This window comes from Streptomyces scabichelini (assembly GCF_011045015.1).
GTDB lineage: Bacteria > Actinomycetota > Actinomycetes > Streptomycetales > Streptomycetaceae > Streptomyces > Streptomyces scabichelini.
The window spans coordinates 31787-46091 of record NZ_JAAKZY010000036.1 but is presented as its reverse complement, the minus strand read 5'-3'; the positions used below and the strand labels follow the sequence as shown (position 1 = coordinate 46091).

The 14305-nt window shown below is 68.6% G+C and carries 14 protein-coding genes and 3 pseudogenes; 7 read left to right on the top strand and 10 right to left on the bottom strand.

All coding sequences use genetic code 11. The features are described 5' to 3' along the window. Positions 1-160 precede the first annotated feature (160 nt). Positions 161-460, top strand: a complete 300-nt coding sequence (locus G5C60_RS14240; RefSeq protein ID WP_165258824.1) for a DUF4234 domain-containing protein — start codon at positions 161-163, stop codon at positions 458-460. A gap of 11 nt (positions 461-471) precedes the next feature. Here the strand turns inward: G5C60_RS14240 and G5C60_RS52000 are convergent, their stop codons facing one another. Further along, positions 472-741 carry a hypothetical protein gene (locus G5C60_RS52000; protein ID WP_241266789.1) on the bottom strand — a complete coding sequence of 90 codons (270 nt, stop codon included), beginning with the start codon at positions 739-741 and terminating at the stop codon, positions 472-474. Between G5C60_RS52000 and G5C60_RS54120 the strand changes: the two genes are divergently transcribed. Continuing rightward, on the top strand, positions 625-936 hold the full coding sequence (locus G5C60_RS54120; protein WP_420907373.1) for a DUF4234 domain-containing protein: 312 nt from the start codon (positions 625-627) through the stop codon (positions 934-936). The genes G5C60_RS52000 and G5C60_RS54120 overlap by 117 nt on opposite strands. Then, a complete protein-coding gene (locus tag G5C60_RS51995) occupies positions 933-1361 on the top strand; it encodes a hypothetical protein (protein ID WP_241266788.1) in 429 nt (142 codons plus the stop codon). The genes G5C60_RS54120 and G5C60_RS51995 overlap by 4 nt, the downstream gene beginning before the upstream one ends. A gap of 599 nt (positions 1362-1960) precedes the next feature. On the opposite strand, the gene G5C60_RS14225 is transcribed toward G5C60_RS51995, so the two are convergent. After that, entirely contained in the window at positions 1961-2440 is a 480-nt protein-coding gene (locus G5C60_RS14225; RefSeq protein WP_241266787.1) for a DUF4352 domain-containing protein, read from the bottom strand. A 263-nt stretch (positions 2441-2703) separates the two neighbouring features. On the opposite strand from G5C60_RS14225, the pseudogene G5C60_RS51990 reads away from it, so the two are divergent. After that, positions 2704-2820 (top strand): annotated as a pseudogene (locus tag G5C60_RS51990) (dihydrofolate reductase family protein); the annotation flags it as partial. Positions 2821-2927: 107 nt separating this feature from the next. Further along, positions 2928-3635, top strand: coding sequence for a putative Ig domain-containing protein (locus tag G5C60_RS14215; protein ID WP_165258812.1), 708 nt, complete (start codon positions 2928-2930; stop codon positions 3633-3635). Between the two features lie 106 nt (positions 3636-3741). Here G5C60_RS14215 and G5C60_RS14210 read toward each other — a convergent pair. The 3 genes and pseudogenes from G5C60_RS14210 to G5C60_RS14200 all read right to left on the bottom strand — a co-directional run. Continuing rightward, positions 3742-4000: pseudogene (locus G5C60_RS14210) on the bottom strand (XdhC family protein); the annotation flags it as partial. A 798-nt stretch (positions 4001-4798) separates the two neighbouring features. After that, positions 4799-5320, bottom strand: coding sequence for a hypothetical protein (locus G5C60_RS14205; protein WP_165258810.1), 522 nt, complete (start codon positions 5318-5320; stop codon positions 4799-4801). A 130-nt stretch (positions 5321-5450) separates the two neighbouring features. Beyond that, a complete protein-coding gene (locus tag G5C60_RS14200; RefSeq protein ID WP_165258808.1) occupies positions 5451-6431 on the bottom strand; it encodes an AraC-like ligand-binding domain-containing protein in 981 nt (326 codons plus the stop codon). A 121-nt stretch (positions 6432-6552) separates the two neighbouring features. Between G5C60_RS14200 and G5C60_RS14195 the strand changes: the two are divergent. Next, positions 6553-7647: pseudogene (locus G5C60_RS14195) on the top strand (transposase); the annotation flags it as partial. A gap of 9 nt (positions 7648-7656) precedes the next feature. Here G5C60_RS14195 and G5C60_RS54115 read toward each other — a convergent pair. The 5 genes from G5C60_RS54115 to G5C60_RS14175 all read right to left on the bottom strand — a co-directional run bounded on the left by G5C60_RS54115 (position 7657) and on the right by G5C60_RS14175 (position 10191). Then, positions 7657-7905, bottom strand: a complete 249-nt coding sequence (locus tag G5C60_RS54115) for a WapI family immunity protein (protein ID WP_420907372.1) — start codon at positions 7903-7905, stop codon at positions 7657-7659. Between the two features lie 111 nt (positions 7906-8016). Next, positions 8017-8916, bottom strand: a complete 900-nt coding sequence (locus G5C60_RS14185; RefSeq protein ID WP_165258804.1) for an aminoglycoside phosphotransferase family protein — start codon at positions 8914-8916, stop codon at positions 8017-8019. A gap of 84 nt (positions 8917-9000) precedes the next feature. Beyond that, entirely contained in the window at positions 9001-9123 is a 123-nt protein-coding gene (locus tag G5C60_RS53150) for a hypothetical protein (protein WP_277611313.1), read from the bottom strand. A gap of 103 nt (positions 9124-9226) precedes the next feature. Further along, positions 9227-9631: a peptidoglycan-binding domain-containing protein gene (locus tag G5C60_RS14180; protein ID WP_165258802.1), complete on the bottom strand. Its 405-nt coding sequence runs from the start codon at positions 9629-9631 to the stop codon at positions 9227-9229. 122 nt (positions 9632-9753) lie between these two features. Next, entirely contained in the window at positions 9754-10191 is a 438-nt protein-coding gene (locus tag G5C60_RS14175) for a hypothetical protein (protein ID WP_165258800.1), read from the bottom strand. 288 nt (positions 10192-10479) lie between these two features. Here G5C60_RS14175 and G5C60_RS14170 point away from each other — a divergent pair, with 288 nt between their 5' ends. After that, complete coding sequence (locus tag G5C60_RS14170) at positions 10480-14250, top strand: nSTAND1 domain-containing NTPase (protein ID WP_165258798.1); 3771 nt, start codon at positions 10480-10482, stop codon at positions 14248-14250. Positions 14251-14305: the final 55 nt, after the last annotated feature.

Below are 14305 nucleotides of genomic sequence, written 5' to 3'. Positions count from 1 at the left end.
TCTCGGCCTCCTTCTGGGCCTCGGTGGTGTTGGCTCGCTCCTGGAAGAGGAACCGGCGCCCACGTCCGAAACGGCACCCGCGGACATCCCCACGACACCGTCACCCCGGCGGCCGACGCCGCCACCTCCCGAGCCGCGCCAAGCACCCACGACGCCGACCATGAAACCGCCGGCCGCACCGCCGACGGGCGTGGTCGTGCTCCGGGTGAGGACCGGGATCATCATGGAGCAGATCCAGGCAGTTCAGCAGGTCGATCGCTACGTGGATCAGCGGCGCTTCACCGACCAGAAGTTTGTCAGTTGGGCCCTGTACTTCTTTCTCCTTTCATGGGTCACTCTCGGCATCTACGCGATATTGATCTTCTATCGCCGAATAGACCGCGCTGACCGTTTCGGGGACCGGCGTGTGCATTACTACAACGCGGTCATTGCCGCATCAGGCCAATACGCAGAATCCTGACGTTCCTCACACTAGGCATCTACGGGCTCTACGCCGACTACCGGACGATGCGGTTCTGGTGGGAGATTCAGCTCACCGAGCAGGACTTCGACGAGAAGATCAGCCTGATCTGGACGAAGCTGGGGATCATCAGGTACCCGTTGACGTTTGAGCCGGACGAAGAGCTGAACCGCAGCTTTGGTCTTCACCTCTTTCTCACCATCATCACGCTGGGGATCTACGGCATCTTGTGGGACTACCGGCTGCATACTGACCCTGAGAAGGTCTATCCAGAGTTTCATTCAGTCGAGGATGGCGTTTTGGGCGCACTTCGTACTGTCGCACCAGGGTCAGGTCCGGCACGACGCGGGAGGCCGTGGGCTTTGGGCGCGGGAACGGGTTCAGCGTCTCCCTGCCGGACAGATGGGTCGGCGCCATGGGGGCGAACAAGTTGCTGTGCTGCTCCACGAGGCCGCCGCATTGACGCACCCCAGTGATCACGATGGTGCCAGGCCGTGAATCAGCGGAGGAAGACCAACCGTTCGGCGAGTTCGTCGGCAAGCCCCCCGGGGAGGTTGGCGTAGACCTCCAGCTCCTGGACGAAGGCGAAGCCGTGGTGCTCGTCGCGGGACCGGGCGACCCGTTCAGCCAGCTCCGGTGTGAAGCCGGGCAGGGTGGCAAGAATCGCGACCGGTACGTGATTGATGTCGACGAGGCCGCCGTCATCGAACTGCCGTGGGAGATCCGGTCGACCGATCCGCAGCTCGCGTGCGAGGGCGGGATCACGATCGAGGATGCGTCGCGCTTCGGCCCGCCGCTGCCGACGTTCGTGGGGCCGCGCCAACGGCCGGATCCGCACCTCCCGGACGCACGGCGGCTGGGCTGGCGGTCGGCGGCCCAACGAGCCGCCGCCGAATCATGAACGTCGCCGTGAGGCCGCCGCCGATCAGCAGGATGATCAATACCGCGCTCGCTGCGCCCCTGCCCGAATCATCCGGCGCACCACTGAGCGGCAAGGCGACGACGGTCATGATCAGCGCCACGACGGCACTGACGCCGAGCGGGCGTGACCGGAGTCGGTGAGCCGCCCACGCCAGGACAAACATCGTTCCCAACCCGAGCGTGAACAGCGGGATCAGGGCCCACAAGATGCTTCCCCTGGAGCTCATCCTCCCGACCGGCAGATCGGCGTCGCCCATCCTCGCCACACTTCAGGCTAACTCCGGCCGTGACCAGTCCGACTCCTTTGCGCCGGCGCCCGGCCTCAGCGGTGGCAGCCGCGACCGTACGACCTTCGAGAAGCTGTCTTACGCCCTGGGGAGCGAATGCCAGTGACGGCTGGTTAGTCAGGGCGACGAGACGTCGAGCGGCAGATCTCGGTGGAAGATTTGTCGGTTCATCGCGCTCACGCTGGTCGTGAAGCCGGTGATAGCCCGCCACCAGTGGTGCCCGTTCCACATGCGCAGGCGTCGCGGCGGGCGCAAACCCCCGGCTGGGCCATGGCCCGCAAGGAGATGCGCCTCAATTGAGGAGCACCAGATAGCCCGGCTGCACGCCGTCAATCGTGGTGATGGCTGTGCCGGAGGTGACCCAGATGCTGGTCGGCTGTTGTCCTGTCGGGATCTGGAAGACCCCGTGCGCCGGTCCCCGGCTGCCCGGGTTGCGCCCGTACGTCGGTCCCGTCTGTCCTTTATCGGCGTAGTACTGCGCGTAGTCCAAGGCGTAGTCGGCGTCCTCGTTCGACGGGGTGTATCGGGTGTCGCCGACGTTCAGGCTCACCGAGCCGTCGGCGTTCCAGGTCGCCTCGCTCTTGCCAGCGTTGAGCGCGTCTATGGCCACGACGCAGAACTGTTTGCCGGCCTCGGGTGTGGGAGTGGGGGCGGGTGAGCCGACCGACTCGGCTGCATGGGCCATGACGGCGGGGTCCATCGGCTTGCCGCAGGTCACGCTGCGTACGGTGAACTGCCAACGGTCTGTTGCGCCGGGGGGGTCGCTGTACACGATCGTCACGGTGAACGGCTCGCCTGTCCGTACGGTGCCGAGCACCTCGGCCCCCGGCGGCGCTCCGGCCGTGGGGGCGCTTGGGGCTGTGGGGGTAGCTGGGGCTGTGGTCCCTTCCGTGGCAGCCGGGTCAGAGTTGTCGGAACAGGCGGCCATGACCACGAGCAATACAGCCGCAGCGGCGGTGCGGGACACCTTGAGACGCGCGTCCATACCCTCATGCTCACGCCGTTGCCACCAGAGCGCACACCCACAGCTGAACGATCTGGAAGGCGCTTCCCAAGGTGGTGTTCTCCACGCTGTCGGCGGTGCAGGGAAATGCCTGCTTGGCCTCCGGCGGCTTGGCGGAGGAGATCGAGCGGTTGCGAGCCGAGCCGGGGACGACGCCACCGCAGCCTGAGCTTGTCCTACGCGCTGAGCACCCTCCGTCACCTCGCCGCGCAAGGACTGGGACGGCTGGGGGATCGCCGGGTGCACCGTGAAGTCGGTGGCCTTCGTTCTCGACATCGTCTCTTCGGTGGCCTCCATGTTCTGGGACAACACGGGGGCGGTCTCCTCCCTGTTGAAGTACCTCGGGTACGACGGCGCCCCGGATCCGGAGAAGGCCAAGAAGAAGGCGGCGGAGAGCCTGGTCCCGGGCTCGATCATCCAGCTGGCCTTCGGCTTGGGGATTCTCACCTGCAACGTCGGGGGCACCCAGGCGTCCAAGGACGAGATGCCGGCCCCGCTCTACGCCATGGCCATGGCCGAATCCGTGCTCGACGCGGCGCCCAGGGCCTGTCAGGTGATCCGCAACATCACGCTGCACAAGGCAGTGTCGAAGAACGTATGGGTTCTGGTATCGGTATGCGACGCGGTCATGGCAGGAGCCTCGCTGATCCTGCAGGGGGCCGCGGCAAGCGACGCCCACGCCCACCGCCCGCGGCCCATCGAGGAGAGCCAGAACATATCGGTGAAGCGTGGCGAGCAATTCGATGTCGCCCTGTTCTCGGGCGGTGACTCGATCTTCCAGGGCTCGCTGGTCACCACCGAGGTGAACCCGTCGCTGCCCACAGGCATCAAGGTGGAGAACGGCCACATCTCGGGAGAGTTCCCGAGCGATGCGGCCAGTGGCTACACGGTGAAGGTGCAGGTTCGCGACCAGTTCACGCCGCCCATGTACGCGGAGACGACCGTGAAGATCGCCGTGCCCTAGAGCGCCAGCGGACATGGTCTTCGAGGTGGACGGATCACTTCGGGATCGGTGATCTGAGGGTTGGGGTGGCTCGGCCGGACCGGGAGGCGAGGTCCGGCCGAGCCGCACTCATGCCCACTTCACGCAACCCGCGGCCCCGGTCGATGTGGGTACCGTGAGCCCATCGCTCCCACGAACGCGATTGGCAGCCGCAGCGCGACTTCCAGCGTCCGGGTGCCCGACAGTCAGTGGTGCGGCCGGTCCACGACGACCTTGTCCGCCGCGGGGAAGCGCGTCGGCGCGGCGAACACCGGCCGGGCGGCGCACACGGTGACGCGACAGCCCAGGAACTTACCGACTCGCGGCGGGGGCGTGCTGGACTCCACGGACGGGAAGGCAGGGTGATGGACTGACGCGCGGGAATCGCGAAGGGCAGCGCCGAAAGGGCTCGGGATCAGTAGACAGGGGGCGTTCCTCCGCTTGCCGCGGGAGCGGCGTGATCGGGAGAGGACGCTGAAGACGTGCGTCGAGCCGTCGTCCGGGCTTGCCCCTCGCGGACCTCATGGCTGATTCCCCGCGGTATCCGGCCGAGCCGGCGCGCGGGTTGTGTCCGCCGGCCCTGGCGCGGAGGACCAGCCCCCCTTGCTCCAGCCTCCGACAGGACACGTACGGCCTTCGGGTCGACCCCGCGCAGCGCCACAAGCTCGCACTGCGTGCACTGTGCCACCTGCTCCAGCATGGTCAGACCCGAGCCGAGCACGGCCTGGGTGGCCGGCTTACCGACGCCGACAGGCAGGTCGGCGCCCCCGCTGCAGGTCGAGCTGGACGTGACCGCCCGCGCTCTTGGGGGCCCGGAGGTCCGCGAGCAGTTCGCACCCGCATCCTTGCCCGCTATAGCGTGAACGCCTGGCGCATGCTTGCCCCCGAGGGCCACCCCGCGCCGAAGTCCACCAAGCACCAGGCCGCACCCATGTCGCATCGGCGGTACTGCGAGCGACTGACGTCCCCGCGCCGCTGTCGAAGTCTATGAGCTCCACGCGCAGGCAGCCCCTCAAGACGACAGGTCGTGAGGGGCTGGCCGCACTCGTGCGTCGTCGCCGATTCACGTAGCGGTGCAGGTCGCTGACGACGAAAATCGAACGGATCGGGCACCTCCCCGGCTGGGAAGGTGCCCGATTCACCGTCTAATCCCAGGGATCATTGCGGATGGGTGTAATGGACGACGCAGGCACCGTCCGGATCCTCGCCGGGTCGAAGTGGTACTTGTTGGTGAAGGTGGACCAGTCCGAGATTTGGCGGTACCACCCCCTCTCGCCAATCCAGATGTAGACGGCGGCGCTGGTGCTCGCCTTGACCAGACGGGCGTTAGACAGCTCTATGGAGCCGCTGTTGTAGCACGCGTCGAACTGACTGTCCGGCACAGTGAGGATGCCATCCCAGGTGGCCCACAGGTTGAAGTAGTCGGTGGGGCTGGGGATGTAGTACAGGTAGTAGTCCGGACCGATCACGTAGATCCTGCTCTCGGAGGCCTTCTTGACCCGCGTCCCCTGCGCCCAGCCGACGCAGGCGGTTGCGGACGTCGGGGACAGGGAGGTCTCCTGTACCGGTACGGCCTCGGAGGAAGCGGTCGAGACGCCCGCTGAGGCTAGTGGCAGGCCGATCGCCAGGGCCAAAGCGAGACACGCGAAACGAAATGGGCGCTTCACGAGTAATGATCCCCCTTCTAGTGACGCGAACACCACAACACGGTCATATGCGTGATGCCTCTCATGTAATTCCACAACAGAGGATGCACGCCGCGGCCGGGCCTGTCGTTACGGGTGAGTGCACAGGTCTTTAGCCTGTGTGCACTGTCACGCACTGCTGGCGGTACTGGCGCGGGGAGAGGCCGTAGGTGCTGCGGAACGCTTGGCTGAAATACGAGGGGCTGGTGAACCCCCACCGGGCCGCGATCGCGTGAATCGGGCGGGCGGCGAGGTGGGAGTTGGCGAGGTCGCGTCGGCACTGTTCCAGGCGGCGCTCGCGGATCCAGCCGACGACCGTGCGCCCATCCTGCTGGAACAGTTTGCGCAGGTAGCGCAGGGAGATGTGGTGGGCTGCGGCGATCGCGTCCGGGTTCAGGCGCGGATCGCCCAGGTTGTCACGGATGAAGGCATGGATCTGGGCCATCAGCGCGCGCTGCCTGGTGTGGGGCAGCACCTCACTCTGGGCGTCCAGCGCGTCGGCCAGGGCTGTGGTCAGCACGTCGAGGGTGAGCGTGGACAGCCGGGCGGTATCGGTCGGGCTGAGTTCGTGCATGTGCCGTGCGAGGTGCAGCAGGAACTGTGACGACAGCGCACCGATGCCCTCCCAACCCGGGATGGTCACGGCGCTCAGCTGCCGCAGCTCCCGGGCAGGCAATGGCAACAACGAGCGCGGGAAGCGCAGGAGCAGCATCTGGAATGCAGGAATATGCGGCGCATGCTCGCCGACGTAGGGGCGCGAGGTGTCGAACAGCACCAGATCTCCGACTCCGAGATCCGCGCGTCGGCCGTCTTGCGTCATCATGCCGCCGCCACGCACGATGCAGCCCAGCTTGAACACTTCGGGATCGGCCTGGCGGATGAGCTTGGGCGTGCGGTGGACCGAGTGCGGCATCGTGGTCATTAGCGTCGCCTGCACGGGGCCGAACTCGCTGATCCCGACCTGAGCCCGAAATCCGCTCTCCACCTGCGGGTCGCAGCGTAAGTCGTAGGGCACCCAGAGCTTCGAGTTCACCTCACGCCAGAAGCCGAACCGCTCTCCGGCCGACACCTCGGCAGTGCTGACCACGTCCATGGCGCCAGTGTTGTCGTTGCTGGCCGGACCAGCATCGCCCGAACAAGCCGAACCCAACCCGCCGCTGCCGCTGTACTCATCGCGGCCGGAACCCGACCGCAGTCCAGTAACCCAGCAAGAGATCACCGGATCGCAAACAGGCACCAAGCATCAAATGGTGCCGGGCTGGCCGTACTCGATCGTGGCCGCGCTGGAGACCGGCCGCACCTCCTGGACCGCGCTGCTTGACGCGGTCCGGCTGGAGCCCGGCGCCGACGTCGCCGCAGTGACCACTGCCCAGATCCGTGAGGTCGTCGAACGGCCCATCGCCGCCGGCCATTGGAAGGAAGGCGACCCGCACGTCCTGGTCGTGCTCGATGCCGGATACGACGCCCCGCGCATCGCTCATCTCTTGGCCGGACTGCCCGTCGAGATCCTCGGCCGGCTCCGCTCCGACCGCGTGATGCGCCGACCGACACCGCCGCGGGTCTATGACCCCAAGGGCGGCCGACCGCCCAAGCACGGCGGCGAGTTCATCTTCGGCGACCCCGACAGCTGGGGCACAGCGCAGGCCGTCACCGTCACTCGCCTCTACGGCAAGGCCACCGCGCAGGCCTGGGACCGGCTGCACCCTCGGCTGACCCGCCGGGCGGCCTGGCTCGACCACGACGGGCCACTGCCCATCATCGAGGGCTCTGTCATCCGCCTGGTCGTGGAGAAACTGCCGTCCGGCGGGGTGAACAAGCCAGTCTGGATGTGGTGGTCCAGCACCGGCGCCACCGCGGCGGATGTCGACCGCTGCTGGCAGGCGTTCCTCCGACGCTTCGACCTCGAGCACACATTCCGCCTGCTCAAGCAGACCCTCGGCTGGACCCGGCCACGGCTCCGCAGCTCGGAAGCAGCCGACCGCTGGACCTGGCTCGTCATCGCCGCCCACACCCAGCTCCGGCTCGCCCGTCCGCTCGCCACCGACCTCCGACGCCCCTGGGAGAAGCCGGCCCAACCGAACAAGCTCACCCCGGCCCGTGTCCGCAGAGGGTTCAGAAACCTGCACGCGAAGACCGGCTCACCAGCCGGTGCACCGAAACCATCCAGGCCCGGACCCGGCCGGCCAACCGGATCGAAGAACCGACACCCGGCCACTCGGCACGATGTCGGCCGGGTCCTCGCCACAGGCCAGTCCTACAGCCGCCCCGCCCACCACAAATCCGGGACCAAACCTCGACGCACAGGATGAACTGCAGCCTCAGCGCAGGGGGAATTGTGCAAGGCGCTGGTCCCATTCCTCTGCTGCCCGCATCAGCTCGGCCTGGTCTGTCTCGACCTCGATCACGTATTGATAGAGATCCAGGTTCTCGTCCTGCCGCCGGGGAGGCGCAGCCTCAAGCGAGAGGTGGACCCGCAGCACTCCCGTGCCGTCGTGCCACCGGACCTGGCTGAAGGCGAGGACCGGTTCGAGGAAGAAAAGATCCGGGACGAGGTGCCCTTTCGGGATTCCTGAAGCGCTCTCATCTCCTCCGGCTGATCTGCGGTCGAGCTGAAGGCGAGGAGGCTCGGGTTGGCGCTGGGCTGGGTCTGGCCGCCGACGGGAGGGTCCCCGTCGTGGTCAGCCGATGAGGGCCTCGGTGATCTGTCGGGTGGTCTGCGCGGCGACGCGGGGGTTGACGGCAGCGTAGGAGGTGTAGGCGTTCAGAGCGGTGGTCAAGGCCCAGCCGCGGCCCCGGGTCCAGGTGGCGTCGTCCACCCCGAGCGCGGCCCGGAAGGCAGCCCGGCTCCCGGCCGACATCAAGGTGAAGGCGATGGTCAGGTCGCAGGCCGGGTCACCGATGCCGAGCTCGCCGAAGTCGATGACCGCGCTGAGGCGGCCGTCCGCGGTCAGCAGGTTGCCGGTGTGGAAGTCGCCATGGAACCAGACCGGAGGGCGATCCCATCCGGGGGCGCCCAGCGCCGCGTCCCACAGGTCAGTCATGGCCACGGTGTCGAACACCCCGTCGACCTCCGTGACAGCGGCCCGCGTCGCGCGGTCCCGGTCGGCCAGTGGCCGACCGGTGAGGTCCTCGCGGACGTCCCCATCCAGGATGTTCTTGGGCGCGAACTGCTGAAGGGCGGTCAGGAACTCCGCCAGCTCGACGGCGGCCACGGACGAGTCGGCCAGCGCCTCGACGGTCGCCACCTCTCCGTCCAGCCAGCGGGAGACCGCCCATGGCCACGGGTAGCCGAAGTCGGGTTCCCCCACCGCTACCGGGACCGGGACGGCCAGGGGCAGGTGCGGAGCGAGCCGGGGCAGCCACTCGGACTCCTTCCTGGCCTGCCCAATGGCCCCGGCATGGCGGGGCAGCCGGACGGACAGCTCCTCGCCCAGCCGGTGGATCACATGGTCCGAGCCGGCCGGGTCGAGCAGCTCCAAAGGCAGCTCGGCCCACTGTGGGAACTGCGCATCGACCAGGCGCCTGACCAGTGCCACATCGATCGCCGGATAGATGTCCGCGGTTCTCTCGGTTGCCAAGAGCGGCTCCTGCGGTCGGCCCGCTCCGTGCGACGGGCAGTCGGAGCCATCACAGTGCGCCGCGGGCTCGCCTGTCGACCGGATTTATCGGCTGGGCGTCATCCTCTGGGCGGATACCCGCGCCAGCTTCTCGAAGCCGAGCCCGATCCCGACCCAGTCGCGCAGAAGAGCGTCGAGGTTCCACAGCGAGACATCCAGGCCCGCCACCGGGCCTGGGTGTCTCGCTGTGAGACGTCCTGTCAGGGCTTCAAGATCAACTCATTGCCCCTTGACGCGTATCCGGGTCACACCCCGGGCCCGCCTTCCCCGGTCAGGCGCCCGGCGTGCGGAGGTAGTACCAGGTGTTCGGGCCGACCTTGCCGTCCCGGGCGATGCCCTTGCGGCCCTGGGTCTTCACGGCGCGCTCGGTGTCGTCGCCGAAGATGCCGTCGACGCCCGACGATCCGATGGACACGCCGTGGAACCTCAGCAGCGCCTGGATCTCTCGTACCTTGGCGCCCCGGTCCCCTCGGTCGCTGTACGGGTTGAGGACCTCGTAGCCGCAGTACCAGCCGATGAAGTCCCTGAGCTGGCACCTCGCCGCGGCGGCCGAGACGGACGCCTCCTGGGCCGTGGCACCGGCCGGGGCCGCGGACGCGCTCGTGGCGCCGGCGAACAGGCCGGAGAGCAGGGCACCCGCCGTGAGTAAGACGGTGGCCTTGGTGCGAACGTGCATGGAAATTCCCCCTGTACGCGAAGTTTGGCGCCCTCGTGGACGGACCACACCGGCCCCTCGACCGATGAGCGATATCTTGCTACTTCCAGTCGCTGCAGAGCCTGTCGTACGTCTGCCGGCTTCTACCAGGCAGCGTCACCACAGACCACCGGACTACCGGTCGTGGCATTCAGCAGGCAGACGCGAGAGGCGGCTTTCGTTCCGTTCCAGTGGTATCCGGTCGCGTTCTTGGAGTTCCGGATGTGGTATATGTCTGAGACGGGCTTCCAGTCGTAACCGCCGGATCCCTCCCGCTTGCGCTGCAGCTCGAAAAGGCACCCGTGGTTGTTCCACGACTGTGCGACGGCCTGGACGTATCCGTCGGACGTCCTCTTGTTTAGCCACCCCTTGCACTGCCCGACCACTACATCCTTGCCGGGAATGTATCCCTGAACGGATACGTCCGACTGGCTGGTCTGTGCAGGGGCGGCCTGGACCGTGCCGCCGACGAACAGTGTTGCCGTCGCGGCAATGGCGACGCCGAGTGCCGCAGAGCGCGTGCGGGTGCGCAGGAAAGGCATAACTGATGTACCCCTCTGTTCATTGCGGTGTTTTGCGATTGGGGCCGTGTGTCCACGGGCTATGTGAACCGTGGCCGTTCAATCACCTGTTTCTCCGTCAGGGCAGCCACTGGGGCGTCCTGGATCGAGTTCACGGGGTTTGGGGTTGTTGCACAGCCGTGTCCCGGGCGTGAAACAAAGCAGGTCGCAGGCTTGGGTTGGCGAGATGGTGTCTTTCACGGTGGTGGGGCGGGTGTTGGGATGAGACGCCGCTGCTGGTCACGGGCGCGGCACGGGGGGGGAAGCGCTATGGGGCGTCCGGAGGCGGACCTCGATCCGGGGCTGGGTCCGGTCCAGCGGTTTGCGTTCGAGTTGCGCAAGCTGCGTCAGGAAGCGGGCGGCATCACCTACCGGCAGATGGCCCGGCAGGTGGAGGTCTCGGTCACCACCCTGTCGAGAGCGGCCGCAGGGGAACAACTGCCCTCCCTGCCGGTGGCCTTGGCCTATGTGCGGGCATGCGGCGGCGAGGAGAAGGCGTGGGAGCGGCGCTGGCGCGAGGCGGTCACGGAGCAGGCCCGGGCGGCCGACCTGGTGGCGGACGAGACCGCTCCTTCCCCCTACCGTGGCCTGGCCCGGTTCGACGTGGGCGATGCGGATCTCTTCTTCGGCCGGGACGAAATGGCCGATGCGCTGGTCCGCGCGGGGACGGCGCACCGGGTGTTTGCGGTCTTCGGGCCGTCCGGCAGTGGCAAGTCATCCCTGCTGCGGGCGGGGCTGATTCCCCGCCTGCGCAGCCTCGAGGGACCGCACCGGCCGGCGACTGTGCGGATCCTCACCCCGGGCGAGCATCCGCTGCGCACCCACGACACCCTGTGTGTACCGGCCCCGGGCGAAGGGGACACCTGGCTGGTCGTGGACCAGTTCGAGGAGGTCTTCACCCTCTGCCGCGACCCCGCAGAGCGGGCCGGCTTCCTTGCCCGCCTGCTGGCCGCCGCCGAGCCCGCAAGCCGGCTGCGCGTCGTCCTCGGCGTACGCGCCGACTTCTACGGCCGCTGCGCCGAGCACCGTGAACTCGCCGACGCCCTGGCCGAAGCCAACCTGCCGGTGGGACCCATGAGCCCGGCCGAGCTTCGCGAGGCCGTCGTCAGACCCGCCCAGGCCGCCGGACTGATCGTCGAACGCGAGCTGACCGCCCGCCTGGTGGAGGAGACCGGCGGCGAACCCGGCGGCCTCCCCCTCCTCTCGCACGCCCTGCGCGAGACCTGGCGACGGCGCCGCGGGCGGGCGCTCACGATGGCGGCGTACGAGGCGGCAGGTGGCGTACGCGGTGCGATCGCGCAGACGGCGGAGGACGCGTACGGGACGCTGTCCGGCGAGCAGGCGGTCCTGGCCCGCCAGATCCTGCTGCGGCTGATCACCCCCGGCGAGGGTTCCCAGGACACCCGTCGCCCCGTGGACCGCGCGGAACTCGACTTCGCCCCGTCCGGCGAAGTGGCCCTGGTTCTCGACCGCCTGGCCCGCTCCCGTCTCCTCACCCTCGACGACGACACGGTCGATCTGGCGCACGAGGCCCTGATCACGTCCTGGCCCCGGCTGTCCGCCTGGATCGAGGAGGCCCGCGAACGCCTGCGCACCCATCGCCGGCTGACCGAGGCGGCCCGCACCTGGGACGAGCTGGGCCGCGATCCGGGCGCCCTCTACCGCGGCACCCGCCTCGCCACCGCGGACGAACACCTCGCGGACCAGCCCCTGACCCCGCTGGAGGAGGCCTTCCTCACCGCCGCCCGCACCTCCCGCAGCAGCGAACTCCGGCGCCGCCGCGGGCTGTTCACCACCCTCGCCGCCCTCCTCGTCCTCGCCCTCATCGCGGGCATCACCGCCTGGCAGCAGTCCCGTACGAGCGACCGCAGGCACCACGAGGCCGAGGCCCGCCGGATCGCCGCGGTGGCGGACAGCGTCCGGTTCGCCGATCCAGTACGGGCCATGCAACTGAGCGTCGCCGCTTGGCGGTTGGCCGAGACCACGGAGACACGGTCGGCGCTCCTGGGGGCGACGACCCAGCAACAGGAGGACAAGTTCTCCTTCCCCGACACCGCCTCCCGGCCCATCAAGCAGCGGCTGGCCGCCGACGGGCACACCCTGCTCGCCGTGTATCCCGACAGCATCCGTACCTGGGACCTGCGCACCCGCCGCCTCACCCACACCTACCGAGGGCTCGGCAAACTGCTCCACGAGGGTGAGGAGGTCGACGAGTGGACCGACACCGTGGAGTTGTCCCCGGACGGCCGCACGCTCGCGCTCGTGCAGGAGAAAGGGGTACTGCTGTGGGACATACGGGCGGAGCGGATCGCGTGGCGCCTGGACGGCGAATCGCCATCAGAGGTGCGTTTCGGTCCCAGTGGCCGCACCCTCGTGGCGGATGACATCGATACGTCGCACCTCCTGCGCGTCTGGGATGTGCGCAATCACCGCCTCCGCACCACAGTGAGCTTGGGATTCGACAATGCCATGAGCGCGAGGGAGACGGCGGTCAGCCCGGACGACCGTCTGCTGTACGCCTGTAGCGACGACCGTCCGCCGGAGGTCTGGGACATCGCCGAGCGGCGGAAACTGGATCTGCCCCGCCTGGCCGCACTCGGCCGTGACGCCTGCCACGCCCAGGACGTCGCCTTCTCGCCCGACAGCCGCTCACTGGCCATGGCGACCGATACGGGAATCCGCCGCTGGGACCTTGGCTCCGGCCGCGAGCTCTCCCGCCTCGCGGCGGGCTCGCCGTACTGGCTGCGGTTCAGCCCGGACGGCAGGTTCCTCGCGGCCGTGGTCGACGGACACATCCTGGTGTGGCGGCTCTCGGTTCCCGACACCCCCGTGTACCGCCACGTCCTAGTCAACGAACTGCCCGAGGAGTTCGAGTTCGACCTGCCGACGCGTACCCTGCGCTACCGCACCGAGTACAGCACGACGGTACGAACAGTGAGCCTGGGGCCCGCGGTGACCACACACTGGCACGACACCGACAACGACTATCCCCTGTCGCAGTTGGCCCCGGACGGCCGCACTCTCGCCCTCTTCCAATCCCCGCTCGGCGGAACGACACGGCTGCGGTTGCAGGACACCCGCAGCGGCCGGGCCCTGGCCACCCCGCCCGTCGACCCGTGCGCCGCCGACGTGCACCCGGAGGACATCGACTGCTACGACATGGTGGCCTGGAGCGCGAACAGCCGCTATGTCGCGGTCGGCAGGGTCGGAGAAGACTCCTCCGGCGTCCGCGCGGGCCGGCAGCGGATCATCGTGTGGGACGTGAGGACCGGCCGCGCACACGCGACCGTCGACATCCGCCCCCAGGAGGAGGGCTTCTCCGACATCTTCGGCATCGCTCTCAGCCCGGACGGCGACACGCTCCTCGTCGCCCGTGAGCTGCCGCAGGCAGTGACCGAGGTGTGGGACCTGCGCGAGCAGGGCCAGGTCAGGAAGGCCAGGTCCCTGACCGGCACCGGCGTATTGGGCATGGTCGTGCGCCCCGACACGGGCAAGGTCGTGGACGCGAGCGGTGCGGTCGCCGATCCGCGCTCGGGCCGCGTGGTCCAGCGCACGCTGACCGAGGACCAGACCGAGACGCTCGCCTTCAGCGCCGACGGCGCGTATCTCGCGGCCTCGGACAGCGGAGGGCGCGTGACCCTCTGGGACGGCGACGTACACACCCGCCTCGGCGTGCTCGCCGGCACCTACACCGGGGCGCCGTTCCCCGAGGCCGACAGCAACGTCACCGCGCTGGCCTTCTCCCCCGACGGCCGCACCCTGGCGGTCGCCGGCCTCTCCGGCACCCTCCAACTCTGGGACACGGCCTCCCGCAGCCTCCTGGGCTCCGCCCTCCCCACACCGGGCGATCCCATCCTCTCCGTCGCCTTTACCGAGGACGGCGACACGCTCTACACCACGGGCAAGAACGTACGGCTCCAGCGCTACGAGATCGCCCCCGAACGTCTGGTCCGCCAGGCCTGCACCCGGGCCGGCTCCAGCCTCTCCCCGGCGGACTGGAAGACGTACCTCCCCGACATCCCGTACCGCAGGACCTGCTGACCCGACGCCTGGCGCAGATGGACAGTCCCGGGCAGCGGGCGAGGGGATCCGGCGC